This is a genomic window from Ruegeria sp. BHSB172 (genome assembly GCF_059613165.1).
Genome location: NZ_JBXWRZ010000014.1, coordinates 13,961 through 39,331, shown reverse-complemented (window position 1 = coordinate 39,331; position 25,371 = coordinate 13,961). Strand labels below are relative to the sequence as shown.

The window sequence follows — 25,371 nt, the reverse complement described above, 5'->3', positions numbered from 1 at the left end:
ACACCCTGTCGTGACAGACTTGATCTGATCTCCGTTTCCGGCAAGGCTGAAGACATGAACATGCAGCCTCCCAGCCGGAACCCTGCAGGGCCGACCCAGATGCCGGTGGCCTTCAACCGGCAAGAGATGTCATTGATTCTTTCCGTCTATGGACGGATGGTCGCCGCCGGAGAATGGCGCGATTACGGAATATCCAACCTGCGCGACGTGGCGATCTTTTCGGTCTTCCGGCGCACCGCCGAACACCCGATCTACCGCATCGAGAAACACCCGCGTCTTCGGCAGAAACAGGGCATGTTCTCGGTGGTGGGCATGGACGGACGCATCCTGAAACGCGGGCACGACCTGCGCGCCGTCCTGCGGGTGCTTGAGCGCAAGCTGATCCGCTCGGTCGACCCGGATTAGAGCCGCTTGTGCGCCGTGACCGGCCCGTCGCCCTGGGCCTCGATCCGGGCGATGGCCTGATCCATCGGCTCGAATACCACGGCCATGTGGTGGGCATTGGCATGCAGCAGCAGGTTGTCACCGGACACCCAGGCCACATGGCTTTTCCAGAACAGCAGATCGCCACGCTGCGCCGGGGAGCCTTGAGGCAATGCGGTCCCCAGGTCCCGCTCTTGATCGCCGCTGTCGCCGGGGCAGGCCACACCGCAGGCCAGCAGCCCCGCCTGCACCAGGCCCGAACAATCCAGCCCCCACCGGCTGTTGCCACCCCACAGATAGGGCGTGCCCAGAAACAGTTCGGCCACCGCCACCGGGTCGTTCAGCAGTGTTCCGACCGGTTTGATATGCACTGCGGGGATGAACCCAAGCTCGGTCTCGACAAAGCGGTCCTGCTGCGACAGCACCACGATCCGGCTGCCAAAGCTCAGGCTGACCCGGTCGGGGCTTTTGATGTCGGATTCGGAATAGGCATGGGTCGCCGGGGCCCAGATCCAATGCGTGGCCGGGGCATCCGGGCCCAGCTGGTCCGCGCGCAGCCAGCCTTGATACCCATCCTTGTCGGAAACCACCCGGTACCAGCCGCCGGACTGTTCGGTGACGTCAAGGCCGTCGCCATACAGCAGCTGCCGGTCGCGCGAACCCTTGGGGCTGCGCAGCAGGTCCACGACGGGGCGGATGACGCGCGCGCGGTTCACAGGTCCAGCAACCCCGGCAGGGCGGTCAGCAGGGCGCGCGGCCCTTGCCCCAACCCGCCCTTGCTGCGGCCGGGCTCTTTGGCTTTTTGCCAGGAATAGATGTCGAAATGCATGTACCGGCTGTTTTCCACGAACCGCCGCAGGAACAACGCCGCGGTGATCGACCCGGCGAACCCGCCCGCCGGCGCGTTGTCGAGATCGGCGATGCCCGGCTCGATCAACGTTTCGTAGGGCGTGTGGAACGGCATCCGCCAGACCGGGTCAGCCGCCTGAACAGCGGCCTGCGCCAAGGCCTGCGCGGCGGCATCGTCATTGGTGTAGAACGGGGCCAGATCCGCCCCCACCGCCACCCGCGCCGCCCCGGTCAGCGTCGCCATCGAGATCACCAGATCCGGCGCGCCCTCATCCGCCAGCGCCAGCGCATCGGCCAGCACCAGCCGCCCTTCAGCATCGGTGTTGTTGATCTCGACCGTCAGGCCCTTGCGTGAGGTCAGGATGTCGCCCGGCCGGAACGCGTTGCCCGCCACCGCGTTTTCCACCGCCGGGATCAGCACACGCAATTGCAGAGGCAGATCCAGCGCCATGATCATGCGCGCCAGCCCCAGCACGTTCGCCGCGCCGCCCATGTCCTTTTTCATCAAACCCATCGCGGCGGCGGGCTTAAGATCCAGCCCGCCGGTGTCGAAACAGACGCCTTTGCCGACTAGGGTCAGTTTCGGCCCGGATGTGCCCCAGGTCATCTCGATAAGGCGCGGGGCCTGTTCGGCGGCCCGGCCCACGGCGTGGATCATCGGGAAATTCCGTTGCAGCAGCGCGTCGCCTCGGGTCACTTCGCACCGGGCGCCGAACTCCCCGGCCAGCGCCTCGGCCGCGGCCTGCAGCTGATCGGGGCCCATGTCGGCCGCGGGCGTGTTGACCAGATCGCGGATCAGCGCCTCGGCATTGGCCATGATCTCGACCCGCGCGGCGTTCACCCCGTCCGGCGCGACCAGCCTAGCCTTGGCGGCCGATTGCGTGGCATATCGGTCAAAGGCATAGCCGGTCAGCAACCAGCCCAGCGCCTCGACCTCGGCGCGGTCGGCGGGCAGGCCCGAAGCGATGGCATAGGTGCCCTCGGGCAGCGCCTCGGCCGCGGCGGCCAGCGGGAACCGAACCCGCGCGCGCCGGTCGGCGGTGCCATAGCCGGCCAGTGCACGATCGGGCGCCCCTTCAGCACCCGGGATCAGCAACACCTGCCCCAACGCCCCGGTGAACCTGTTCGCCGCCACCCAGGCCTGAACCTGCGGCGGCTGCGCTTCGAGCCACCCATCGCGTGCGTCCTGGTCGATGACATGCAGCGCAGTGGCCGGTTGGTCGGGGGAAGCGAATGTCAGGGTCATGGGCGCCTCGGTCTGATCAGGGTCGTGCACAGACTAGCGACAGGTATGGCGCCCGCAACCCCCGTCAGATCGAAAGATCCTGCTGGTCCCACACGGCGGTCAGCGACCGTTCGCCCACCCGGATCAGCCGGTTAAGCGTGGCGCCGGCGGCCACCGCATCGCCCGCATCTACGGCCCGTGTCACGTCCGCGGCTACACGGGCCAGCAGGGTCATGCCCACCTGTTCGGCGATCGCGATCAGAGACCTGGCGCATTTGCGAAGGTCGGTCCAGTTGCGCTGACGCCAGTGCCGCTCGCAATTCGACAGACGCACGGCCAGTTCCTCGACCGTGCGGCACAGCACGTCCATCGCGTTCTGGTCGCCCAGCTGCCGGTACAGCCCGCTCAGGCAGTCCGGGTCCAGACGGACGGATTCCTTCTGTTCAAGCGTGACAATCTTGTCCACCACATTCACCCCAATCTTCATGCCCCCACGGCACCGGTGACCCTGCCACACTGAACCTTTGCAATTCCTTGAGGCCAACCGGCAAAATCGCTCGAATTTTTCCTGAATTTGGGTTACAGCGGCCGCCAGAAAGACTATCAGGGACAGCCCAATGCAATTTGCCAAACCTCTGCCGAGCTATCTGGTTCAGCGGTATCACGGCTGGAAGGCCACCACCTATTCCGAGAACCAGGCCTGGTACCGACGCTTGGCAACCGAGGGGCAACGCCCGCGCGCCATGGTGATTTCGTGCTGTGACAGCCGGGTGCATGTCACCTCGATCTTCGGCGCCGATCAGGGCGAGTTCTTCATCCACCGCAACATCGCCAACCTGGTTCCGCCCTACGAGCCCGACGGCGAGCGCCACGGCACCAGCGCGGCGATCGAATATGCGGTGACGGCACTGAAGGTGGCGCATCTGATTGTGCTGGGCCATTCGCAATGCGGTGGCGTGCAGGGCTGCATCGACATGTGCAAGGGCAACGCTCCGCAGTTGGAGGCCAAGGAAAGCTTTGTCGGCCGCTGGATGGACATCCTCAAGCCCCGGTTCGATCTGGTCGCCGATGTTGACGACAGTACTGAACAGGCCCGCCAGTTCGAGCGGCAGGCGGTCGTCGCCTCGCTCGAGAACCTGATGACCTTTCCCTTCGTCGAAAGCGCCGTGAAAGCCGGCGAGATGTCGATCCACGGGCTGTGGACAGATATCGGCGAGGGCGCGCTGGAATTCTACGACCCCAAGGAGAAGAAGTTCGCCTTGGTCTGATCAGCGCGTACGCGCGCACCCGGCCGATTCGACCCGGCGGGTCAGGGCAGGCGAATCCGCGCCAGTATGCCCAGATGGTCCGACCCCAGATAGGGGCGGAGATGCACCGTGCCGGTCGTGCCCTTGGGGAAAAGGAGGTTGTCGATGGGCATCGGCATCATCCAGCTGCCCAGGGAATGGGTGTTCAGCACCATTCCGAAATTCCGGTTGCCGGTGGCCGAGCGGATTCGCGCCACGCTGCCGCCCCAGGGCACCATGTTGAAATCGCCACCGACCAGAACCGGGCCATCCAGGTTTTCGATATATTCGGCGATTTTGCGGCTTTGGTCGAACTGGTCATACGGAAACGGCCACTGCATGTGGATTGAGACCACCCAGACCGGCCCGTTGTCCGGGGTCAGCACCTTGATCCCGGCCGCACCCAGCCCTGACAGGCAGAAGTCCGACCCGTCGATGGCGGGCAGATCGGTCAGAACCGCCACGTTCTGTTCGGGTCGAAACCTGCAGTACACCGCAGTAGGGTAGTGCTCGAACAGGGTGTGCATGTATTTTCGGTTGTGGCTCGAGACCTCCTGCAGCGTCACGATCCGGGCGTCGGATGCGATGATGTCCTCGGCCAGCTCGTATCGAGGCCATGCCTTCCGCATCAGATTCTTCTGATAGAAGGTCAGGCAGCCGTCGTCACAGCTGGTGTCGGCCGGCGCGTAGCCCAGCGCGATCGATGCAGCGGCGACCAGTGAAAACGCCATCGAGACCAGAGCCAGCCGCCAGGCCCGGACCAGCGCCAGCACCAAGGCGCAGACCATCAGCAAGGCCCCTGCCTGAGGGCGCAGCAAGGCCAGCGAATCCCCCACGGCCAGATAGCGCCCGGTGAATCCCATCAGGACGATGCCCGCCAACAGCGCGGCGCACAACGCAATCAAGCGCCGCAAGATGGCTTTTCCGGTCAATGCCTGCATTCAACGCCCCGGGTCTACGGTCAGGTCAGGATATGCGCTCTGACCCGCCTCGCGTCCAGACCCGCTGCCACAATAATGGCTGCCCACGGGCGCCCGTCCCGAAAACACGCAAGGCCGCCTCGGCGGAGGCGGCCTTGCAATTGCATCAGGGCCGGATGTCAGCCCTTTTTCAGAACCTCGCGGCCCAGCAGCTCGGCGATCTGGACGGCGTTCAGGGCTGCGCCCTTGCGCAGGTTGTCCGATACGCACCACAGGTTCAGGCCGTTTTCCACGGTCGAATCCTGACGGATGCGGCTGATGAAGGTGGCGAAATCGCCCGCGCATTCGACCGGCGTGACGTATCCACCGTCCTCGCGCTTGTCGATCACCATCAGGCCGGGGGCCTCGCGCAGGATGTCGCGGGCCTCGTCCTCGTCCAGGAATTCCTCGAACTCGATATTGATCGCCTCGGAATGGCCCACGAAGACCGGCACGCGCACGCAGGTGGCGGTCAGCTTGATCGACGGATCGACGATCTTCTTGGTTTCGGCGACCATCTTCCACTCTTCCTTGGTCGAGCCGTCTTCCATGAAGACGTCGATATGCGGAATGACGTTAAAGGCGATCTGCTTGGTGAACTTCTTCGGCGGCACATCGTTGATCGGGTTGTAGACGGCCTTGGTCTGGTCCCACAGCTCGTCCATGCCCTCCTTGCCGGCGCCCGAGACCGATTGATAGGTCGAGACCACGACGCGCTTGATCTTGGCGCGGTCATGCAACGGCTTCAGCGCCACCACCATCTGCGCGGTCGAGCAGTTGGGGTTGGCGATGATGTTCTTGTTCTTGTAGTCGTGGATCGCCTGCGGGTTCACTTCCGGAACGATCAGCGGGATCTCGGGGTCATAGCGATAGAGCGACGAGTTGTCGATCACCACGCAGCCCCCGGCCGCCGCCTTGGGGGCGTAATCCTTGGTCGCGGCCGAGCCCACGGCGAACAGCGCCATGTCCCAGCCGGTGAAATCGAACGTGTCCAGATCCTGGGTCTTGAGTGTCTTGTCGCCAAAGCTGACCTCGGTGCCCAGCGAACGGCGGCTCGCCAGAGCGGCGATTTCGTCAACCGGGAACTGGCGCTCGGCCAGGATGTTCAGCATTTCGCGGCCCACGTTCCCCGTGGCGCCGACGACAACGACGCGATAGCCCATGTCTAGTCTCCTGAATTAAGGACGCGCGTTCATAGCCGCGAAACCGAAAAGAAAAAAGGGTCTTCGCGGCGGAATTGACCGTTTGACGCAGTTTTGCGGCACCTCAGCCGGCCAGCAGCCGCCGATAGAGCGCAACAAGCGCCTGCGCCTCGCCGTTGATGTCGAAATTACGTTCAACATGGGCGCGGGCGGCCTGGCCCGCGCGGGCCAGGGAATCACGGTCCGCCAACATCTCGGCCGCGGCTGCGGCCAGCGCCGGAATGTCGCCCGGAGGCACCACCCGACCCAACGCGGGGTCGGTCACGATCTCGGAAAACGCGCCCACATCGGTGGCCACCACGGGCACGCCGCAGGCCATCGCTTCGAGGGGGGTCAGCCCGAACCCCTCCCAGCGTTGGGGGGCGATGAACAGATCCAGCACCTGGTACCATTGGGCGATCTTGTCCACGGTGACCTCGGGCTTGAACAGGATGCGGTCGGAAAGGCCGGCTTGGGCCACCTTGTCCTTCAGTTCAGTCAGGAAAGCACCGTGTTTCTCGGTCGCGCGGCCCATAACGATGCCATGCACGTCGGGGACTTGCCCGCACAGGTCGATCATAGCATCGACGAAGGCGTCGGTACCTTTCTGGTGGCGGATGCGGCCATAGCAGCCCAGTAGCAGCCCGTCGGGCAGCCCCAGCTTCTGGCGCAGCGCCGCCTTGTCGGCGGATGGCTTAAAATCCTGCAGGTTGATGCCGTGCATGATCACCTGCGCGTCGCGCTCGAGGTATTCGGCCGTCTTGCGCGAGGTCGCCACCACCGCGTCCATCTTGCCGATCAGCCACTTGGTATAGCCTGTATGCGCCCGCTGCGAGGCGCTGGTGAACAGCAGTTTCAACCGCAGCCGCAGCAGGTCGCGCAGGATCAGGCCCAGCAGCATCTCGGTGTTGCGGCGGGCGTGCCAGACCCGCAGCGTCTTGCGCGACAGAAAGGGCAGGTGGCCCAGCGGGATGTGCGGGATGTCCTCAGGCAGGCCCGGGCCGGTGGCGGCGATGTCGATCCACTGCGCCTGCAACGGCACCAGCCGTGCGATCGTGGCGGTCACGCCCGACAGGCGGCGTTTCAGGTTGGGGGCAAGGACAACGGGGTCTTTCACAGGATGCGCTCCGGCGGGGTCTCACTCCATGCTGTCACGGCTGAACAGGTAGATCACGCAGCCGATCGCCAGCGTGGCGGCAAAGAAGGCGAATATCGCTGTGTAGGGTGCGGTTGGTCCCATGTCCACCGTCGCCGCATGGATGCGGCCGGTGGCGAATTGCGCCAGCCCCACGCCGCCGATCCCGAACAGGTTCAGCAGGGTCACGCCGCGCCCCACCAGGTGCGCCGGGATGAAGGCGCGCCCATGCGCCATGATCACCGGGAAGGATGCCCCCAGAAACCCGATCAGCGACATCAGCAGAACCGACAGCCTGACGGCGTCCGCGACCCACAGCCCCAACAGCCCCAGCGCCAGTACCGCCAGCGCGTTGCCGCCGAAGATCACCCATTTGCGGGTGTTCAGCAGCCGGTCCAGCGGCCCATATACAAAGGTGCCCGCGATCATCGCGGCGCCCATGACCAGCGTGGCCTGCCCGATCTGGGTGGCGCTCAGCCCGAACACGTCCAGCAGATAGGGGCCGGCCCACAGCCCCCGCAGCGCGGCCGAGGGCGCATAGGCCACCAGCATCAACGGCAAAATCGCCCACAGAGCTGGCTCGCGCAGCAGGTCCAGAACCGACCCTTTCTGCTCGGACACCACCCGCGCGGGGTCTTTGACCGTCACCCAGATGCCCAAAGCCACCGCGCCCGAGATCGCGGCCAGCCCGGCCAGCGTCGCGCGCCACCCCATCAGCTCGACCGCCAGCGCCGTGGGATACGAAGCTACGAGGTTGCCAACCGACCCCACGCCCAGCATCACCGCGGCTAGGGTCGCGAATTTCGCGGGCGGATACTCGCGGGCAAAGATGAAATACGAGGCCATCAGAACCGGCGAACACCCGACCCCGATCAACGCCATCGCCAACGCCACGTGCAGGGGCGTCGTGGCCAGCGCGAACACCGCGGCCCCACCCGCGCCGCCGATCAGCAGCAGAACCGCCGCCGTCTGCCGCGGGCCAACCCGGTCCAGCGCCCAGCCCACCGGGATCTGCATGGCCGCAAAGACCAGAAACCACAGGCCCGAGGCCCAGGCCAGGTCCTCGGGCGTGGCGCCGATGTCGCGCGCCAGATCGGCGGTCAGAACCGCAAGGAACGCGCGGAAGAACTGGCTGAGGACATAGGCCAGACACAAGATCACCAAACCTGCCTGCATGTCAGTCTCCCTAACGTCCGCTTTGGCAGGATGCTTGGCACGTCCCGATGCCATGCACAAGCGCGTGTGATATGTTGCAATGTCGGGACAGGCACGCGGACTGCGCTAACATGATCTTGAGGTAATGGGAGGGACGATGAAAGACGCCGATCTGGGATTCTATGACCGGATTCCCGTCACGCGCGATTTTCTTGCCCTGTCCGACCCGGCGAGGTTCACGCCGGTCCCGGACGGTTGGATCGTCGGCGTGGCCGATATCGTGGACTCGACCGGCGAAATCGCCCGTGGCCGCTACAAAACCGTGAACACGGTGGGTGCGGCGGTGATCTCGGGTATGATCAACGCGCTGGGCGGTCAGAATTTCCCGTATGTATTCGGCGGCGACGGGGCCGGATTCGCCGTCGCGCCCGAACACGAATCCAAGGCACGCGCCACGCTGGCGGCGCTGCGCAGCTGGGCCGCGGCCGAGTTCGACATCGCCCTGCGCGCGGCCCTGGTGCCCGTGTCCGACCTGCGCGCGGCAGGGCACGACCTGCGGGTGGCACGCCATGCGCCGTCCTCAGGGGTGGACTACGCTATGTTCACCGGCGGCGGGCTGGCCTGGGCCGAGGCGCAGATGAAGGCTGGCCGGTACGAGGTTCCGCCCGCCGGGCCCGAGGCGCAGCCCGACCTGACGGGCCTGTCCTGCCGCTGGTCCAACAGCCCGGCCCGGCACGGGCAGATCGTGTCGCTGGTCATCCAGCCGACCGCCCGCGCGACCGAACGCGATTTTGCCGATCTGGCCCAATCGGTCCTGTCCGCCGCCGAGGCGCTGGAGCGCGCGGGTCATCCCGTGCCGGCTGGAGGACCGCCAATGAAATGGCCGCCGCCGGGGCTGGCGCTCGATGCTCATGTCTCGCGCGCGGGGCGCAACCTGGCGGTGCGCAAGGCCGCGCTGCTGGTACAGAACCTGCTGATCTGGCTGTTGTTCAAAACGGGCAAGAGACTGGGCGAGTTTGAGCCGGGCCACTACAAGACCATGGTCAGCCGAAATGCGGATTTCCGCAAATTCGATGACGGGTTGAAGATGACGCTGGATTGCGACGGCGAGACCCTGTCGCGGATCACCCGGCTGCTCGACGATGCGCGCGGGCGCGGCAAGGTTCGGTACGGCATCCATTCCCAGCACGAGGCGATGATGACCTGCGTCGTCCCCGCCGCCACCCGCGACGATCATGTGCATTTCGTCGATGGCGCCTCGGGCGGCTATGCACGGGCTGCCGCCGCGATGCGGGGTTGAGCCGGCTCTAGGCCTTCCACTTCGCGGCCAGCCCGCGCGCCGCCTGCGCTAGAAGCATCACGTCGATGCCGACCGCCAGAAACTGCGCGCCCATGTCGCGATAGGTCTGAACCGCTTCGTCATTGGTACCCAGAATGCCAGGCGCCTTGCCTGCGGCCCGGATCCGTTTCAGCGCATCGGCGATGGCTGCGCGGACCTCGGGCGCGGTGCTGTCGCCCTGGTGCCCCATGTCGGTGGACAGATCGGCCGGGCCGATGAACACACCATCCACACCCTCGACCTGCAGGATCTCGTCCAGCGCGGCCAGGCCAGCCCGGTTTTCCACCTGCACCAGCAGGCAGATCTCGTCATCGGCGGTCTGCACATAGTCGCCGACCTGACCGTACATCGTCGCCCGCGACGCCGCCGCCCCGACGCCGCGCGCGCCTGTCGGCGGATAGCGGCAGGCACGCACCAGTTCGCGCGCCTGGTCGGCGCTTTCGACGATCGGTACCAGAACGGTCTGGGCGCCGGCATCCAGCACCATCTTGATCAGCCAGGTCTCGCCCACGGGCACCCGCACCACCGGGTGCGAGCGGCTGTTGGCCAGCGCCATCAGCTGATCGCGGATCGAGCGGATGTCGTTTGGGGCATGTTCGCCATCGATCACCAGCCAGTCGAACCCGGCGGTTCCCATGATTTCGGCGGTGACGGGCTCGGCAAAACTCATCCAGCAGCCAATCTGCATTTCGCCCTGTGTCAGAGCCTGTTTGAACGGGTTTTTGGGGGCGGGCATCAGTTGTCCTCCTTCGGGGGTGTGGGCAAGGTGCGGGCGATTTGGGTGATAACGTCAAAGGCCATCCGGACGTCCTCCTCGGTGGTTTCGAACTGGCCGGCCTGAAAGCGGATGACGATGTCGCCATCGACTCGGGTCTGGGTCAGATAGATGCGGCCGTCATCGTTGATGGCGTTGACCAGCCGCAGGTTCAGGTCGTCCAGATCCGCGGTGCCGGGTGGCTCATAGCGGAAAGTCCACAGGGACCACATGGGCGGGGTGACGATCCGGAAATCCGGCTCGGCCGCCAGCCGGTCATGCAGGTCGCGCGACCAGTTGACGTGGTTGCGCAGCCGCGCGCGCAGCCCCTCCAGGCCGTAGGCGCGGATCACGAACCACAGTTTCAGCGCCCGGAACCGGCGGCCCAGCGGCACCGACCATTCCGAATAATTGATGATCCCGTCCTGGCCATGGGTTTTCAGGTATTCGGGGCTGATCGCCAGCGTCTGCACCAGATCGTCGGGGTTTTTCAGGAAATGCGCACAGCAGTCGAACTGAACCCCCAACCATTTGTGCGGGTTGAAAACGATGCTGTCGGCCCGGTCGATCCCCGGCCAATAGTGGCGGTATTCGGGGCAGATCATCGCCGACCCGGCCCAGGCTGCATCCACATGCGTGTACAGCCCGTATTTCTGCGCGACTTTCAGGCACTCATCCACCGGATCGGTCGCGCCGGTTCCGGTGCCGCCGACGCACAGGATCACCCCCGCGGGGTGAAGGCCGGCGTCCAGATCAGCTTGGATCGCGGCTTCGAGCGCCGCCGGGTCCATGCCGCGCCAGTCACCCTTGATCGGGACGCGCACCAGGTTGTCCTGCCCGATCCCGGCGACCCAGATGGCGCGGTCGACCGATGTGTGCACCTCGGACGAGCAATAGACGCGCAAGGGTTTCTGCCCGAACAGGCCCTGACGGTTGCCCTGCCAGTTCAGCGCCTTTTCCCGCATGGTCAGAACGGCGGCCAGCGTGGCCGAGGAGGCCGAATCCTGGATCACACCGGCAAACCCTTCGGGCAGGTCCAGCGCCTGCCGCAGCCAGTCCATCATCCGGGTTTCCATCTCGGTCGCCGCAGGCGAGGTTTGCCACAACATGCATTGCGGGGCGATCGCGCTGGCCAGAAACTCGGCCAGCACCGACGGCGCCGAGGCGTTCGAGTTGAAATAGGCGAAGAAGCGCGGGTGCTGCCAATGAGTGATGCCGGGCATCACGATCCGTTCGAAATCCTCGAATATCCCCTCGATCGGCTCGCCGGTTTCGGGTGGGGCGGGGGGCAGGGCGTTCAGCACGTCGCCCGGCCGGGTCCGGGCGCGCACGGGGTGATCGCCGACGGTCTGGTGATAATGCTGTGCCCATTCGGCCACCCGCTTGCCCCAGTCCGAGAATTCACTCCATTCCATCGGTCACCTATTTCTTTACATCGTTTCCGCGACAGTGATGGACACACTGAGGCGCAGGTCAATCGAAATTCCGAACAGCCCCTCGCGCACCACTGCCCGGAATGCTTGAACGTCCGGGTGTGGTGTCTATGCTGCGGGCAACGGCCACAAACGGACACGCCATGACCCGACCTCTGTTTTCCCTGCCCGACCCCTTGGCGATCCCTGTATCAGGCGAAGATACCACCTATCCGGTGGGGCGCATCTTTTGCGTCGGCCGGAACTATGCCGCCCATGCGGCCGAGATGGGAAACGAGGTCGACCGTGAGGCGCCGTTCTATTTCACCAAGTCCCCGCAGAACGCCATTCTGACCGGGCAGACCGTGCCTTACCCGCCGGGAACAGAGAATTATCATCACGAAATGGAACTGGCCTTGGCCATCGGTCGCCCGGTGTTTCAGGCGACGTCGCAGCAGGCTTGGGATGCCGTGTTCGGATATTGCTGCGCGCTGGACATGACACGGCGCGACCTGCAGATCCGCGAGCGCAACAAGCAGCGCCCCTGGGATCTGGGCAAGGATGTGGAAAACGGCGCGGTCTTCGCACCGCTGACCCGAGCCGCCGATTGGGCGGCGACAGATGACATTCGCATCCATCTGAGCGTCAACGGTGAGGTCCGGCAGGACGCCACCTTGTCCGAACTGATCTGGCAGATCGACGAGATCGTCATGCACCTGTCCCGGTTCTATCACCTGCGGCCCGGCGACCTGATCCTGACCGGAACGCCCGCCGGTGTCGGCCCGGTTGTCGCCGGAGACGTGCTGACCGGCGGTATCGACGGGCTGGACCCCATCCGCCTAACCCTCGGGCCGGCGGAATAGACCCTAAGAAAGGGTTTTCAGCTGCTCAAACAGGCGCGCGAAGCCAGTCTGCGTCAAAAGCGACCCGATCCAGCCCGGCAAACCGGCGCACCCGGTCCAGCTCGGCCTCGAGCCGCCGGGTGCGGGCGTGCGACCACCGGACCCCGCGCTCGGTCCACAGGGCGCGGACCCGCAAGGTGCCTTCGTCGCGATGGGCCTTCATGTCGATCCGTCCGATCAGACGGTCTTTCTCGAGCAGCGGAAAGACGTAGTACCCATAGGTGCGCTTGGCCTCGGGCACGAAGACCTCGATCCGGTAGTGGAAGCCGAACAGGCGCTGGGCGCGGTTGCGGTCGCGCAGCATCGGGTCGAACGGGCTGAGCACACGGATCCGCCCCGGCGCGGGGGCAGGGTCGGCAGCCCGGTCCGTCAGATCGGGCCGCGCAAACACGCGACGCATTCGACCATCGGCACATTCCACCTCGATTTCCTGCAGATCACCCCGTGTCAGAGCCTGTTTGCACCACTCTTTCGCCTCGGCAGGGGTGACCGTATCCCAAAAGGCGGCCAGTTCGCCCGAGGTGGCAAAGCCCAACCGGTCGAGCGCCGCGCGGCACAGCCAGTCCACCGTCGCGTGATGGTCGCACTCCATCACGCCGGGGCATAGATGGGTATCGATCACGCGCTCGGTCAGGTCGTATTGCTTTTGAAACCCTCGGCGCCCCACCACCGTCAGCGCGCCCGAGCGCCAAAGGTATTCCAGCGCCGTTTTCGAGGGATGCCAATCCCACCAGCCGCCCGAGCTCTTTTTCTCATCCTGACCCAGATCGGCCGAGCATACCGGACCGTGGTCGCGGATGTGCCGCAGCACGGTCTCGAACTGCTGTTCGAACCCGTCGCGCCGCCAGTTGCGCCAGCGGGCCCGCAGCATCTCGGCGTCGCGCTGGAAGCGCAGGTGCCAGTACGGGTAGAACGCCATCGGGATTACGGCGGCGTCGTGGGTCCAGTGTTCGAACAGGCCGCGGTCGCGCTCGTACAAGCGCTTGAGGTCGTTCGGCCGATAGGACGGGCGGCGCGAGAACAGGATCATGTCATGAGCGCGGGCAACGGTGTTGATGCTGTCGAGCTGCACGAACCCCAGCCGGTGGATCAGGTGCAGCAGGTCGGGCCCCTTGGCCGGACCTGCGGGTTGTTCCGCCAGCGCGTGGCGGTCCATGAACAACGCACGGGCGGTTCGGTTGTCCAGCCGGGGTCGCGCGGGTGCCTCAGCGCCGCTTGAGCGTGTCGCCATAGCTGATCTTGGGCGTAAGGGTGATGCGGGTCTCGATCTCGGCGTCGGGATCGGCCCGCTTGGCGGCGATGATTTCGGCCGCCTTGCGCCCGATTTCCAATCGGCAGGCATCCATCGTCGCCAGCTTGCGCGGCAGACCCTGCAGCAGTTCAACGTTGTTGAATCCGGCCAGACCGATCTGCCCGGGCACATCGATACCTTGCTCAAGCAGGTACAGCAGCCCGCCTGCGCCGATCATGTCGTTGGAGTAATACAGGAAATCCAGATCCGGGGTGCGTTCAAGCATGGCCTTTGTCATCTCGCGCCCCTTGGCCAGGGCCGAACCGCCGGAATAGAACTCTCGGTCCTCGATCTCGATTCCGTGCTTGCCCAGAACTTCGGTGAAGCCCTCGAACCGTTTGCGCGCGCGGTGGTCCAACGGCATCTTGGTGCCCATGAAGCCGATATGCTGATACCCGGCCTTCAGGATCGCCTGTGCCATCTCCCGTCCGGCCCGTCGGTGCGAAATGCCCACCATCGCGTCCACAGGCTTGCCGTCCGTATCCATGATCTCGACCACCGGGATGCCCGCCGAATCCAGCATGGCCCGCGCGGCCTCGGTGTGTTCCAGCCCGGCGATGATCACGCCCGAGGGACGCCACGAGAGCATCTCGTACAGAACCTTCTCCTCTTTTTCCGGCAGATAGTCGGTGACGCCGACCACGGGCTGCAACTCGGTATCCTCGAGCACCTGGTTGATGCCGGTCAGCACCTCGGGGAAGACCATGTTCGACAGCGACGGGATGATCACCGCCACCAGGTTCACCCGGCTCGAGGCCAGTGCACCGGCGATCTTGTTGGGCACGTACCCCAGCTCTTTCGCGGCGGCCAGAACCCGGGTTCGGGTGGCCTCGGACACATCGCCCCGATTGCGCAGGACCCGGCTGACCGTCATTTCCGACACACCGGACGCTTCAGAGACATCACGGAGGGTAAGCGGGCGTTTCGTTTCTGTTGTCACGGGGATACCTGCATTGTTGTTTACCCCGATGCTAGCGCGAACGGGGCAATCTGTTCAACTGTTGTGCAAAGGTCATGACAAGCGGGAAAAACCCGGCTAGAGAAGGCGCCGCGCGGCCCCGTGGCTCAACTGGATAGAGCAGCCCCCTCCTAAGGGGTTACAGTACCCACGAAACAAGCCCCTGAATTTCAGGAAAGACTAATAAAACAGTGCGTTAGGCCCGGTTAGGCCCGGACCACCCTTTACTAAGCACGGTTATTATACTAAGCCATTCTTAAGCCCCGAGAGGGCCTGGATGTTTTAGGAATAGCCATGGCTAGGACCGTACAGGACAAACCGATCACCACCCGCGCTGCCCGCGCAAAGCTTAATCCGTCGCCGAATGCCCACTTCCGGCGGCTGACGGACAAGCTACATGTCGGCTACAGAAAGGGTGCGAAACTCCCCGGCATCTGGACGGTGCGAATGCTGGACGCTGATGGGGTGTCGAAGCAGAAACGCATCCCCGGTGTGGCGGACGATCTTGAACCTGCGAACGGCAACGATGTGCTGAATTTCGACCAAGCCTGCGAAGCTGCCCGCAACATCTTCGCTCCGGCTCCTGCGGCCATCACGGTCGCTCGTGCACTGGACGACTGGTTTGCTGACAAGCTGGCGCGTGGCATGAAACCTCGGGCCGAACACAGCACCATGAACTACGTGCTGCGCACCAAACGCTGGTTCGGTGACAAGCTGGTTGTAGACCTGACCGTGGCCGACATTGAACGCTACCGTGACTCCTTCCTTGAAGGCCATGCGGAGGACCGTCTGCGCGCTCGCAGAGCTACTGCCAACCGGGACATGAACACGCTCCGCGCGGCACTCAATTTTGCGGCTGACAGGCACTTGCCCGACGCTGCCCGGCCATGGGCAAAGGTGAAGAATTTCGCCAAGGCCGATGCGTTCGGGAAACGGGTCGTGGTTCTGACCGAAACCGAGGAAAACAGGCTCTACGACGCTTGTGAATCGACCGAGGTGCGTAACCTGTGGCTGGCGGCGTTCTACACGGGTGCTAGATACGGTGAATTGGTGGCAGCAAATGTAGGAGACCTTGCCCCGCGTCGGCTGACTGTTGACGGCAAGACCGGACGACGGACCATCGTGCTTTCGCCCAAGGCCGATGCGTTCTTCCGGTCTCTGGTGAAGGGGGTGAACGATCCTGACAGGGCGCTGCTGGTTGATGAGAACGGAGACCGCTGGCACCATGACCGTTCCCGAGGGCCGATAGACCGGAGCATTGCCAAGGCCGATCTGCCGGAAGGTACGACGTTCTATGCTGCGCGGCATTCCTACATCACTCGCCATCTATCGCGGTCTGTCCCGGTGATGGCTATCGCGCAGAACTGCGGTACATCGCTGGAGATGATTGAGGCGACCTACGCGAACTTTGTGAAGCAGGATCTGGAGGTGTGGTTCAGTGACTGACAAGGACTTTGAAGACATGGTCTTTAGCGATGCGTTTTGGTTCGCTGCAGCTGAGACGTTGCCATGGGAGGAGTTTAAGGCCCTGAGCCGAGCGACGCAGGAACGCATCGGTGAGGCGGTACAGAGCGAATGGCGACTGGACAAACTGCTGGAGGAATTAGCCGAAAAGAAGCGGAAGAAGAGTCGCGACGGTAAACTGGGAGCCCAACTTAGACACGCTTCGACCATGAGCAAGAAGGAGCTCGCTGTGCTGTGCTGGCAAATAGAGGACAAACTGAACTCTGCCCGTATAACCAAGCCCATGAGCAAGGGCCAAGCCGCCGAGAAGATCGCGCCTATGATTAGTGCCGAGCTTGGCAAGGAGTACAAGTGGACTTACATCCGCCAACTCCTTCTGATGCGGGGGAAAATTTAGCAGTACTTCTGGTATACTAGGTACTGAACGGCACGAGCTATGCAGGGGTATGACCCACGCAGGAGCTTGTGAGAATGCCCAGAGAAAAAGAACGCATGTGGACCGTTGAGGAGGTCCTACAAGACATCATCCGTGTGAACGGTGAAGTCATCAAATCATTCGTGTCGCAGAACTATGGTGCGGTGCCTATTGACGATTTTGCCTGCCAGATCGGACTTCCGGTCTCGACCATGCAGCAGATCCGCAAAGAGGGCAAAGGCCCAAAAACCTTTAAAATTGGTCGCCGCGTCTATGTTCACGTGAAGGATGCGCGTGAATGGCTGGATGAACTGTCGCAAGCAGCCGAAGTTGAATCAGACGCAGCATAGAAAGTGCCCCGACCCATGTTTGGCAGGATCGGCCGGAGCACTCGTTGATGTCTGAAAGGACAACCGAAGAATACCGTATTTGATCATTGCCGACTAGGGTGACGGGCGCTCCGTAAGGAGACGCCAATGCCAACTATCCCCCCACAATTCAAAGGGTGGTCCGACATGGGTGTTGAAGGCCAAGCTGAATGGCTGCGCCTGAGCACCAAACAAAAGCTGTCGCGTTCTATGTCGCCGCATCGCCACCAGATGTTCAAGCGAACATTGCGACAAGCTGCTGCAGCAATAGAACGCAACCAGCGTAAATTCCGCGGACCACATGCCAGGATCGCTGTTTTCGCCAACGAACGCATCGGGACGACCGTGCCGTTTGCCGCGCCGACCGACTTCGATGCGAGCGTTACCCGAGGCGAGGCGATCATGCGCCGTGTACCGCCATGGGTGACTTCTACGCAGATGTTGTCCGAAGAAGGCCGCATCTATTTGTCCGCCATTGAACAACACCCCGACGCAATTACTCGCGAGATGTGGGACATAGCAGAGCAACGTACATCTGATCTGTGGGCCGTCGCTGCGTCTGACTTGATGTGCGGCCACCTGCTGACGCCCGACCCAAACCAACCTGAACTCGCCATCGCGCTCGTGTCTTTGCGGGCCAAGGACGACTTACACCACTGCGCCTTTCCGTTGTGTCTGGTGCCCGTTGAGGAGACCCAACAATGAATGACGATAATAAACACCCAGACCTGATGATGGAACGCGAAACCAGACGGGTTATGGACCAGATAGAACGCGCCAGATTGGACGGCATGTTCACCCCGGCCAGTACGGTGATTGTCGCGAGTGCGGGCCTGACCGTCTTTGGGCTGAGGGTTCCGTACATCCCGCATGACCCAGAAGAAAACGATCTGACCAAGCCGGAAACCTACATGGATCAGTACATCGAGGCCGCGCAGGGAAACGGAACGCGCGACCCAAGCACCGCCTTGTACGACGCCTTGTACGAACTTTCCACCCACGTCTTAGACAAGTGTAACTACAAGACCGACCTGACCGACATCGGCAACCCAGAGATAGAGCAGATCGTAGACCGCATCTATTCCTTCGCGCTTTGGTGGCTGACGGCCGAAGGCCCAGACGCCCTAGACCGTCGCACGTCTGTTCGCCTGATCACGATGGTGAGCGAACCGCTCAACCAGAACTTCAACCTACAGCACACAGTGGTGGTGAAATGAGCCCCAGAGACAACATCCTATCTCCCGCCCATGTAACCTTGTTCACCAAGTCGGCTGGAATGCTGACCAAGGAACTGTCGCTAGATGGCGGCAGGTTGAAGAAGGACGCATCGCAATGCCTGATGGTGCGAGGCGAAGCCCGAAAGGTGTCTGTTCCCGACGCCATGGCTCTGGCGGACTTGCTCATGAACCTTGAAGAAAACGAAGCAATTTCATTGGGCTGTTTCGCCAAGACCCATGAAACTGAAACTGTGGCGGTTGTAACCAACGACAACCTGAACCTTGCCGATACAGAAATTGCGCCAAAGGGTGCCATCTCTCGGTCGCTGGACCACTTCGCGTTCCCTGAGTCCGAAGGCTGGATGCTCATAGACCTAGACATGGGTGAGGCTCCGCCGAACATTCAGCGGCGTGTAGACAAAGACGGTGCGGTGTCGGTCCTGAAGGATGTTCTACCCAGCCTGGAACATGCCGACTATGTGCTACGTCCGTCTACGTCCGCCAAACTACACAATGCCGACACTGGCGAGGAGATCGTTGGCAGCAAGGGGGTCCACCTCTATGTGCGGGTGATAGACGCCACCGACATTCCCCGTGCGACCCGTGCGTTCTTTGACAGATGTTTCATGGCCGATCTGGGCTGGATCTTCATCTCGCGCGCTGGGCAACAACTGACCCGCACCTTAGTAGACGCCACCGTCGGCAGTCCCGAGAGGCTTGTCTTTGAAGCCCCTCCGGTTTGTGTACACCCTGTCGCCCAGAACCCCGAGGACCGCGCTCCGCAAGCCCATGACGGTGTGCCGATAGACACTCGCCAAGCATTGCCTGACCTGTCGCCTGCCGAACGCAAGGAATACCGCAACAAGGTTGAAACGCTGATGTTGGCGACCAAGGAGGAAGCCGACCGGGTGGCCGCGTCCTACGACCGGGTACAAGTCCGCAAGCTGGCAGCGAAGCATGGTTGCTCTGACTCAGACGCCAAACGGATGCAGGAACGTAAGAGGGGGGGCGTGCTGTCGGCTGAAGCCGAATTACACTTTGACCGTCGCACCATCGGAATAGTGTCTGTTTCCGACGTGCTGGCCGATCCCGAAGCCTTTGACCGCCTGACCCTTGCTGACCCACTGGAAGGCATTGACTACGGTCGCGGCAAGGCGAAGCTGTACGTGGAAGAACATGGCATCTTCATTCACTCGATGGCTCATGGCCTCGGGACGACCTACAAGCTGGCCCACACTCCCGAGACCATCCATGCCTTGATTGACAAAGCAGTTGAGGCTGGGGCTGACGAGGTGACGAACGTAGATGTGCGCATTCGGTTTCTCTCCGACTTCGCCATTGCTGTAATCAGCGCCGAACTGTCCGACGATCAGTTCGCCATGGTGAAAGAATATGCCGTAGAAAAGACTGGCATCGGTACGCGTGTTCTATCGCAAGCTGTGGTTGGTGAACGCGGACGCCAACGCAGAGCCGAAGCTGAACGCCGAGCCGAACAACGAGCGACCGGGTTGCCGAGGTTCGTTGTACCGGAATGGGACGCACCATTCGGCCCGACATTGAATCTGGTTGAAAGTGTCCTTGCCGAAGATGATGCACCCGAACCATCGATGCGGGACGTGGAAGGCAAACTGGTTGAGGTACAGAACCGGGTTCCGGCTGGTCTACACCAACTTGGTACTGGTGATGGTGAAGGCGAGGAGAAACCCGCTCCGCCTGCTCCGACACTGGTTCCGCTGGAGATGAACGATGTGCTGTCGCTCGTAGAACAACACGTCGAGTTTTATAAGATCACCCGCCAAGGCGACATTCTAGATGTGCGGTTGCCCAATGCCCATGCGAACCGCCTTCGGAAGCTACACCCAGAGAAGTCGAAGCTGCCTGTCGCCAAGGGGGTCTGTACCCTGCCATTCCTGTTGCCCGATGGCACGGTGATGCATGGAGAGGGGCTGGACCGCGAAACCGGGCTGATCTACCGCCTGGAACCTGACGTGCTGCGTTCTATGCCGCAACACACGCCAACCGATGCGGAAGCATTGGCCGCTCTAACGTGGATGCGTGACAAGTGGCTGTGCGATGTAGAAACAGACTGGACCGGGTTCATCGTCGGGGTGTCGATGATGCTGAGCATGATACAGCGCATGGTGTTGCCCGGTGAGCGGCCTGCCTACGTTGTGAGTGCGGCCCAGAGGGGGGCAGGGAAGACGACCTTCGGTAACATGGTGAGTGCTGGCGTGTTGGGCAAATACGCGACTGCGGCCCGATGGTCTACGGACCAAGAGGAGATGCGGAAGTCTATGCTGCCTTACATCTCAGCGGACATTCCGTTGCTGGTATTCGACAACACCCATCGTGGGCAGGACATTGACAGCGATGCGTTGAATGCGGCTCTGACGACCGCCGAATATTCCGACCGAGTGTTGGGCGCGAGTTCTGTAAAATACGTGCAGCCGCGAACCGTGATTGTCGTGAACGGCAATAACATCCGTCCGGTTGGTGACTTCGCTTCCCGCGCCTTGGTCATGTCGCTGAGGTCTGACAGGGCCGACCCCGAGAACCGAGACTTCACCCACAAAGACCCCATTCGGTTCTCTTTCCGCAACCGGGGTAAGATCCTTGAATGCCTGTACACGTTGCTGCTCTGGAACCCGAGGCTTGAGCGGTACACGGGCAAACATCGGCTGGACGACACCGAAACCCGGTTCCGCATGTGGTATCACCTGATCGGTTCGCCATTGGAAGCGTTGTCTAAGCTCGCGATGGAAGGCGGTAACAAGGACGCGTCCGAGGTGCGGTTCGCCCAGTTGTTCTTAGAGAACGAAACCCAGAACCCGGCTGAACTTGCCCGAGCCACGGCTCTGACCATCCTGGCCGATGCTTGGCAGAACAAAACCGAGTTTGCCGCCCGTGAGGTGATTGCTGCTCTGGAGGAAGAACAGAAGGAAATGAACAACCGTCGCGCCAACAATGGCACGGTCGGAACACCAGACGTTGACCTGAAGTTGGGCGGCAAAGGGCGCGAATTGCTTGAAGCACTGGACGGGTCCGTTGATACAGGTTCGCGGTTTACGATCTCTATGCCGTCGGCAAAGACCTTGGGCCATCGCTTCGAGCAGATCGTTGGTGCCTTCACTCAGGCGAATGAAGACTTGGACCTTGTTCTACGGGCGCGCAATGATCGGAATGGCAACTTCTACCGGGTGGAAAGCAGAGAAGACCCAATAAGCGGGATATCCTGAAAATAGGGTTTTCTGATTTTCCGTCGCGGGATGCTCGCCTTGTTCCCCTCGCTCCCCACGCTTCTATTAGGGAGGCGTGGTAAGAGTGGGTTAGGAGGGGAGTTTCCCCCGACTGATTTCCGGAAAACGCTATTTTTCGATGGGCGGGGGATGGTGAGGCTATTCAACATGCAAACATACAGGCTTGCGAGTGGTGGAACGGCGGACTATGTATAAGAAAAAGAACGAAAAAAAGGACATTTGGAATGCAAGTTTTTTTGATTATTGCTTATGTTGTTATCGGAATAGTTCAACTTTTTGCAATCATGGATGGCGTGAGCTACGCGACGGGCATTGATGGATTTTTTGGCTTTATGATCGCCGCATTCACAACATACATTCCGTTTCTCGGTGCCGGTCTTGGCGTATTTGGAGCTGTAAAAGTTTGGGATTGGAGCTGGATACAAGCTGGCTTGCTATTCTTCTGGTTCGTTCCAGTGGGGATTTTGTTCGCAATTTTTGACCGCAGATAGGCTCCGTAGTGTCTTTGCCTGCAACAGAATATTGGTTTTCGCTAAGTGTTAGACGCAATCGAAAGAGTTTTATCTTGGCTAACCTGGCCTTGCTAGCCGTTATGGCCTGCGTAATCGGCGTGTTATCGTTCTTTGACGTGAGAGCACGCGCAGGCCTTGTAATCTTCTTTCTGTTTTTTGTTCCGTTTGTCGTCGCGCAGTACTTTCTTACTGCACAACGTTTGCGAGACTTCGGATTGACTGGCTGGCTGGCGCTGTTGTGGATAGCCATTGCAATGGTGCCGCCGCCGTATACAAGTGCGGTCTCCCTAACCTTTATTCTTGTTCTCTGTGTTGTTCCAGGAACTGAAGGTAGTAATAGGTATGGCAGCGACCCTTTGCAAAACAACTAGGTAATAGTGGCGTTTTAGAATGCGAGCATTCATTTCGATAACGATCTTTGTGATAGTTTTTGCGTGGGGGTTGGTGCTGAGACTTCCGAAAAATACCAGTCAAAAGAGTTCAATGACGGCAAGAGTAGGGTACCGAACATGTTCCTTTGCGCGTATCCGGGCACGTCCACCGGACTCGCTCCGAACGCCAACGATGTCCTATTTAGCCTATCTGGCATTTACATGATTCTAAGATAGAAATTGCGGTAGAAAGGCCGTTGTCATATCTGACTAGAATAGCACGTAGATGGTGGTGACACTGACAGGTACAAAGTGTTAGCATTAACTGTGAGTTCGTTGGGAATGTGAGGAGATGCATATCACATGTATTGGTTTCTGCTTATTGTTGCGATCATAGTGGGTTTGGTATTTTGGAATAAGAAAGAGCGAGAAAAGCGGCTTTCGAGTGTGGAACCATCAGTGCGAAGACGCTTTCTTCGGAGAGAAAAATACAAAAAAAAGATGCAACTCCTTGAGTGGGAACGCGAAGAACAAGAGCGAGTAGCAGCGCCCGTAAACGACGCCGTTGAAATAGCCCTTGCAGAAGGGAGAGAGTTCGTAAGGGTTTGGATACCAAAAGACGACGTGCGCAACGTAAGAAAGTGGGCTATTCGCCACGGGTATCGAGCTCTAGAAGTTAAGACCGGCCGGAATGGAGACATTCAATTGAGTATTTCGGATATTAAAAGATAACGAAACGAACTACTCCATTCATCTCTATTGGCTGCAATCTATCTGCAAAAGGTGGGGGCGGTGGGTGCAGTGGGGCCTTCCCCCGACTGATTTCCGGAAAACGCTAATTCTAGACAGTGTGGCGTGGTAAGTGAGGGTTAGGAGCGAAGCATCCCGCGACCTAAAATCATTTAAACGTAATTTTACCTGAGCCGAAATCCGATCCGTCACCATCCCATTCTTTTGAGTTCTTGCCAAATTGACGTGACCACTTGCCACCGCATTGATAAATGAATATGTGGCCAAGTGAGAAAAGATATTGGGGCACTCGGGTGTAAATCTATGAAGGAAGACGATTCAAAAACTGCAAAGCGCAGTTTTCTATTGCCAGTAGTTGTTGTGCTTTGTGGTCTATTTGGCGGGTACTATGCACTCCATTGGCCGCCGAGCAGCTCGTCAAAGTTCGCTCAATTTATTGACGACAGAACTGGTGACATCGACTGGGGGGATGAGGAAGACGAACCGCCCCTAACGCATTTGTCGAGCGGCTTCAAATGCGTGCGATTTGTTAGCGATACGAAATTTGAGAGCGTTTTGGACCTGTTCAAGCAAACTGAATATGGTTGCGAATGGGGGTGGCAGTATGAGGTTCGAAATAACCTGGATAGATCAGTTAAGGTCACCGTTCAGTATGAGTTAGAAGATGCTGATGGGTTCATACTGGCCAGCAGCAAAGGTTCGACCACAATCGCAGCTGGTGAGACCGAAAAGATAATCGAGGTTGCCGAAGAACCCATTCCAATGTCTGACCTAAAGCGGCTTTATCGAATGGGCTGGCGCATCTGGCATCAATAAACTGAGCATCTGAAGAAAAAAGGTTTTCTGTTTTTCCGTCGGGTTCGGACGCCACCCCAGCCACTATCCCCACCTTTTGCAGATAAATTCCAGCGTATCGAGGTGGGGACGGTGGGTATGTTGCGTCGTTCACCCAACTGTCTTCCGGAGCAAGTTGTTTCTTTCAGCTTCTCGTTGTGAGGTGTTGCAACCAACCAAAAAACAGGTATACAACTGCGGGAGAGCTCTGAGGCGAGCTATGCTGATAAAGACAAATAAAAAGAAGGAATTATGGAATGCAGGTGTTTTTCGTGATTGCGTATTTTGTTATTGGAATTGTCCAGCTTTTTGCAATCATGGACGGAGTAGACTATTCGACGGGCATTGATGGGTTTTTTGGCTTTTTGATTGCCGGATTTACCACTTACATTCCATTTCTTGGGGCCGGGCTTGGTGTCTATGGTGCAGTGAAGGTTTGGGACTGGAGCTGGGTACAAGCTGCCTTGCTGTTTTTCTGGTTTGTTCCTGTGGGACTCTTGTTTGCAGTTTTTGACCGCAGATAGGCTTTGCAATGTCTTTACCTGTAACAGAGTACTGGTTTTCGCTTAGCGTAAGGCGCAATCGGAAGAGTTTCATAATTGCAAACTTGATTTTGATAGCCATCATGGCCTGCGTAATCGGAGTTTTGATGTTCTTTGATGTGCGAGAACGTGCTGGTCTTGCAATCTTAGTACTTTTTTATCTTCCGTTCATCGTTGCTCAGTACTTTCTTACAGCGCAACGTTTGCGTGACTTCGGAGTGACTGGTTGGCTAGCGCTGCTGTGGATAGTGATCGCCTTGGTGCCGCCGCCCTATACAAGTGCGATTTCCTTGACCTTTGTACTTGTTCTCTGTGTCATTCCAGGAACTGAGGGTATCAATAGGTACGGCAGCGATCCGTTGCACAGCACTTAGCTATTAGGAGTTGCTAGATTGCGAGTTGTTATTTCGATTGCGTCTTTACTCATTATCAGCGCGTCGGTGGCCAACGCTGAAAACTCCACCCAATACCAGTCAAAAGAGTTTAATGATGGCGGTAGCACAATACCCAATCTTTTTCTGTGTTCCTATCTCGGAACTTCTACTGGGCTTGCTCCCGATGCCACTGAAATCTTGTTCAGAATGCTCGATGCGACTGGCACAACGAACGAACAAATCGATATCTGGGCACAAGATGCCATGGTTTACATGAAGGATGAGATTGCGCCTATGAACCTTGATCCAGAGTTACTTTGGCGAGGCGAATGCGAAGAGCCGTTTTCTAGAATGCGGCAAGCTTTCCCCTCTGATTGATATTGGGAGAATATGTTTAG

Annotated in this window: 28 protein-coding genes; 17 read left to right on the top strand and 11 right to left on the bottom strand. The window is 60.4% G+C overall.

Going from position 1 to position 25,371, the window contains the following annotated elements:
* The first annotated feature begins 54 nt into the window (after nucleotides 1-54).
* Nucleotides 55-405 (top strand): DUF2794 domain-containing protein, encoded by a 351-nt coding sequence (locus AC2FM3_RS09475; RefSeq protein ID WP_496681005.1) that lies wholly within the window; start codon nucleotides 55-57, stop codon nucleotides 403-405.
* Here AC2FM3_RS09475 and AC2FM3_RS09470 read toward each other — a convergent pair.
* The 3 genes from AC2FM3_RS09470 to AC2FM3_RS09460 form a co-directional block, all read right to left on the bottom strand.
* Nucleotides 402-1,139 (bottom strand): C40 family peptidase, encoded by a 738-nt coding sequence (locus tag AC2FM3_RS09470; RefSeq protein ID WP_496681004.1) that lies wholly within the window; start codon nucleotides 1,137-1,139, stop codon nucleotides 402-404. The genes AC2FM3_RS09475 and AC2FM3_RS09470 overlap by 4 nt on opposite strands.
* The gene (locus AC2FM3_RS09465) at nucleotides 1,136-2,518 is read right to left on the bottom strand and encodes a leucyl aminopeptidase family protein (RefSeq protein ID WP_496681003.1); all 1,383 of its coding nucleotides are present in this window, start codon (nucleotides 2,516-2,518) and stop codon (nucleotides 1,136-1,138) included. Before AC2FM3_RS09465 ends, AC2FM3_RS09470 begins: the two co-directional genes overlap by 4 nt.
* Nucleotides 2,519-2,582: 64 nt before the next feature.
* Nucleotides 2,583-2,972: a hypothetical protein gene (locus AC2FM3_RS09460; protein ID WP_005979954.1), complete on the bottom strand. Its 390-nt coding sequence runs from the start codon at nucleotides 2,970-2,972 to the stop codon at nucleotides 2,583-2,585.
* A gap of 142 nt (nucleotides 2,973-3,114) precedes the next feature.
* Between AC2FM3_RS09460 and AC2FM3_RS09455 the strand changes: the two genes are divergently transcribed.
* Nucleotides 3,115-3,765, top strand: coding sequence for a carbonic anhydrase (locus AC2FM3_RS09455; protein WP_496681001.1), 651 nt, complete (start codon nucleotides 3,115-3,117; stop codon nucleotides 3,763-3,765).
* 41 nt (nucleotides 3,766-3,806) lie between these two features.
* Here the strand turns inward: AC2FM3_RS09455 and AC2FM3_RS09450 are convergent, their stop codons facing one another.
* From AC2FM3_RS09450 to AC2FM3_RS09435, 4 genes are all read right to left on the bottom strand, one after another.
* Nucleotides 3,807-4,724: an endonuclease/exonuclease/phosphatase family protein gene (locus tag AC2FM3_RS09450; RefSeq protein ID WP_496680999.1), complete on the bottom strand. Its 918-nt coding sequence runs from the start codon at nucleotides 4,722-4,724 to the stop codon at nucleotides 3,807-3,809.
* Between the two features lie 158 nt (nucleotides 4,725-4,882).
* Complete coding sequence (locus AC2FM3_RS09445) at nucleotides 4,883-5,905, bottom strand: aspartate-semialdehyde dehydrogenase (protein ID WP_496680996.1); 1,023 nt, start codon at nucleotides 5,903-5,905, stop codon at nucleotides 4,883-4,885.
* A 103-nt stretch (nucleotides 5,906-6,008) separates the two neighbouring features.
* Complete coding sequence (locus tag AC2FM3_RS09440) at nucleotides 6,009-7,040, bottom strand: glycosyltransferase family 4 protein (RefSeq protein WP_496680994.1); 1,032 nt, start codon at nucleotides 7,038-7,040, stop codon at nucleotides 6,009-6,011.
* Between the two features lie 21 nt (nucleotides 7,041-7,061).
* Nucleotides 7,062-8,234, bottom strand: a complete 1,173-nt coding sequence (locus tag AC2FM3_RS09435; RefSeq protein WP_496680992.1) for an MFS transporter — start codon at nucleotides 8,232-8,234, stop codon at nucleotides 7,062-7,064.
* Nucleotides 8,235-8,370: 136 nt separating this feature from the next.
* Between AC2FM3_RS09435 and AC2FM3_RS09430 the strand changes: the two genes are divergently transcribed.
* Nucleotides 8,371-9,513 carry a DUF3095 domain-containing protein gene (locus AC2FM3_RS09430; RefSeq protein WP_496680989.1) on the top strand — a complete coding sequence of 381 codons (1,143 nt, stop codon included), beginning with the start codon at nucleotides 8,371-8,373 and terminating at the stop codon, nucleotides 9,511-9,513.
* A 7-nt stretch (nucleotides 9,514-9,520) separates the two neighbouring features.
* Here the strand turns inward: AC2FM3_RS09430 and AC2FM3_RS09425 are convergent, their stop codons facing one another.
* A complete protein-coding gene (locus AC2FM3_RS09425; protein ID WP_496680987.1) occupies nucleotides 9,521-10,288 on the bottom strand; it encodes an HpcH/HpaI aldolase family protein in 768 nt (255 codons plus the stop codon).
* Nucleotides 10,288-11,721, bottom strand: coding sequence for a pyridoxal phosphate-dependent decarboxylase family protein (locus tag AC2FM3_RS09420; RefSeq protein WP_496680984.1), 1,434 nt, complete (start codon nucleotides 11,719-11,721; stop codon nucleotides 10,288-10,290). Before AC2FM3_RS09420 ends, AC2FM3_RS09425 begins: the two co-directional genes overlap by 1 nt.
* A 161-nt stretch (nucleotides 11,722-11,882) precedes the next feature.
* On the opposite strand from AC2FM3_RS09420, the gene AC2FM3_RS09415 reads away from it, so the two are divergent.
* Nucleotides 11,883-12,581 carry a fumarylacetoacetate hydrolase family protein gene (locus tag AC2FM3_RS09415; RefSeq protein ID WP_496680982.1) on the top strand — a complete coding sequence of 233 codons (699 nt, stop codon included), beginning with the start codon at nucleotides 11,883-11,885 and terminating at the stop codon, nucleotides 12,579-12,581.
* A 25-nt stretch (nucleotides 12,582-12,606) separates the two neighbouring features.
* Here AC2FM3_RS09415 and AC2FM3_RS09410 read toward each other — a convergent pair whose 3' ends face one another.
* Together AC2FM3_RS09410 and AC2FM3_RS09405 are read right to left on the bottom strand one after the other, a co-directional pair.
* Nucleotides 12,607-13,851: a winged helix-turn-helix domain-containing protein gene (locus AC2FM3_RS09410; RefSeq protein WP_496680980.1), complete on the bottom strand. Its 1,245-nt coding sequence runs from the start codon at nucleotides 13,849-13,851 to the stop codon at nucleotides 12,607-12,609.
* Nucleotides 13,826-14,851, bottom strand: a complete 1,026-nt coding sequence (locus tag AC2FM3_RS09405) for a LacI family DNA-binding transcriptional regulator (protein WP_496680977.1) — start codon at nucleotides 14,849-14,851, stop codon at nucleotides 13,826-13,828. Before AC2FM3_RS09405 ends, AC2FM3_RS09410 begins: the two co-directional genes overlap by 26 nt.
* 312 nt (nucleotides 14,852-15,163) lie before the next feature.
* Between AC2FM3_RS09405 and AC2FM3_RS09400 the strand changes: the two genes are divergently transcribed.
* The 13 genes from AC2FM3_RS09400 to AC2FM3_RS09340 all read left to right on the top strand — a co-directional run bounded on the left by AC2FM3_RS09400 (nucleotide 15,164) and on the right by AC2FM3_RS09340 (nucleotide 25,351).
* Entirely contained in the window at nucleotides 15,164-16,315 is a 1,152-nt protein-coding gene (locus tag AC2FM3_RS09400) for a tyrosine-type recombinase/integrase (protein ID WP_496680976.1), read from the top strand.
* Nucleotides 16,308-16,730 carry a hypothetical protein gene (locus AC2FM3_RS09395; protein ID WP_496680974.1) on the top strand — a complete coding sequence of 141 codons (423 nt, stop codon included), beginning with the start codon at nucleotides 16,308-16,310 and terminating at the stop codon, nucleotides 16,728-16,730. The genes AC2FM3_RS09400 and AC2FM3_RS09395 overlap by 8 nt, the downstream gene beginning before the upstream one ends.
* A gap of 74 nt (nucleotides 16,731-16,804) precedes the next feature.
* The gene (locus tag AC2FM3_RS09390) at nucleotides 16,805-17,098 is read left to right on the top strand and encodes a helix-turn-helix transcriptional regulator (RefSeq protein ID WP_496680972.1); all 294 of its coding nucleotides are present in this window, start codon (nucleotides 16,805-16,807) and stop codon (nucleotides 17,096-17,098) included.
* Between the two features lie 126 nt (nucleotides 17,099-17,224).
* Nucleotides 17,225-17,821 (top strand): hypothetical protein, encoded by a 597-nt coding sequence (locus tag AC2FM3_RS09385; RefSeq protein ID WP_496680969.1) that lies wholly within the window; start codon nucleotides 17,225-17,227, stop codon nucleotides 17,819-17,821.
* Nucleotides 17,818-18,333, top strand: a complete 516-nt coding sequence (locus AC2FM3_RS09380; protein WP_496680967.1) for a hypothetical protein — start codon at nucleotides 17,818-17,820, stop codon at nucleotides 18,331-18,333. The genes AC2FM3_RS09385 and AC2FM3_RS09380 overlap by 4 nt, the downstream gene beginning before the upstream one ends.
* Nucleotides 18,330-21,569 carry a hypothetical protein gene (locus AC2FM3_RS09375; protein WP_496680965.1) on the top strand — a complete coding sequence of 1,080 codons (3,240 nt, stop codon included), beginning with the start codon at nucleotides 18,330-18,332 and terminating at the stop codon, nucleotides 21,567-21,569. The genes AC2FM3_RS09380 and AC2FM3_RS09375 overlap by 4 nt, the downstream gene beginning before the upstream one ends.
* Before the next feature lie 245 nt (nucleotides 21,570-21,814).
* Entirely contained in the window at nucleotides 21,815-22,081 is a 267-nt protein-coding gene (locus AC2FM3_RS09370) for a hypothetical protein (protein ID WP_496680963.1), read from the top strand.
* Nucleotides 22,082-22,089: 8 nt separating this feature from the next.
* A complete protein-coding gene (locus AC2FM3_RS09365) occupies nucleotides 22,090-22,473 on the top strand; it encodes a DUF805 domain-containing protein (RefSeq protein WP_496680961.1) in 384 nt (127 codons plus the stop codon).
* A gap of 363 nt (nucleotides 22,474-22,836) precedes the next feature.
* Nucleotides 22,837-23,205 carry a hypothetical protein gene (locus tag AC2FM3_RS09360; protein ID WP_496680959.1) on the top strand — a complete coding sequence of 123 codons (369 nt, stop codon included), beginning with the start codon at nucleotides 22,837-22,839 and terminating at the stop codon, nucleotides 23,203-23,205.
* A 321-nt stretch (nucleotides 23,206-23,526) separates the two neighbouring features.
* Entirely contained in the window at nucleotides 23,527-24,039 is a 513-nt protein-coding gene (locus tag AC2FM3_RS09355) for a hypothetical protein (RefSeq protein ID WP_496680956.1), read from the top strand.
* 275 nt (nucleotides 24,040-24,314) lie between these two features.
* Complete coding sequence (locus tag AC2FM3_RS09350) at nucleotides 24,315-24,581, top strand: hypothetical protein (protein ID WP_496680954.1); 267 nt, start codon at nucleotides 24,315-24,317, stop codon at nucleotides 24,579-24,581.
* 8 nt (nucleotides 24,582-24,589) lie between these two features.
* Nucleotides 24,590-24,973, top strand: a complete 384-nt coding sequence (locus AC2FM3_RS09345) for a DUF805 domain-containing protein (protein ID WP_496680952.1) — start codon at nucleotides 24,590-24,592, stop codon at nucleotides 24,971-24,973.
* 18 nt (nucleotides 24,974-24,991) lie between these two features.
* Complete coding sequence (locus AC2FM3_RS09340; protein WP_496680950.1) at nucleotides 24,992-25,351, top strand: hypothetical protein; 360 nt, start codon at nucleotides 24,992-24,994, stop codon at nucleotides 25,349-25,351.
* Nucleotides 25,352-25,371 lie beyond the last annotated feature (20 nt).